Annotated in this window: 1 protein-coding gene; it reads left to right on the top strand. The window is 46.3% G+C overall.

Annotated elements, in window-relative coordinates; all coding sequences use genetic code 11:
* Positions 1-639: chitinase N-terminal domain-containing protein (locus tag R7R24_RS27810; protein WP_318120301.1), on the top strand; the 639-nt coding region annotated here is incomplete at both ends.

The raw sequence follows: 639 nt of genomic DNA, 5'->3' as shown, positions 1-639 counted from the left end.
TCCGACCGCACCAAGTGTCGATATGTACGGTTCTAATAACCTTCAATTTTCTAAAATTGAACTGGCTATGGAAACCACATCTGGCTACTACGACATGGTGAAATACCATGACCAAGCTAAAATCACCGTTAAATTCAACCAGTGGAGCGGTACACCTGGCGACACTTACAACATCTATTTTGATGGCGTAAAAGTCGCAACAGGCGCTATCACTGGCGGCCAAACCACAGCAACATTTGATTACGGCCAAGGCGGCTTGTACCAAATGGAAATTGAAGCGTGTGATGCTACAGGCTGTTCGAAAAGTGCTCCTGCAGAAATCACCATCGCGGATACAGATGGCTCTCACTTGAAGCCACTAACGATGAACGTTGATCCAAACAACAAAACATACAACACCGACCCTAGCGTCGTGATGGGTACGTATTTTGTTGAATGGGGCATCTATGGTCGTAACTACACCGTAGACAACATGCCAGCCGACAACTTAACTCACATCCTTTACGGCTTTATTCCAATCTGTGGTCCAAACGAATCTGTTAAGTCTGTTGGTGGTAACAGCTTTAACGCTCTTCAAACTGCATGTCGCGGTGTGCCTGATTACGAAGTGGTAATCCATGACCCATGGGCCGCTTACCA

It is taken from the genome of Vibrio sp. 704, from assembly GCF_033339295.1.
Note: the sequence above shows the minus strand (reverse complement) of the source record. Positions and strands in the feature narration are given on the sequence as shown.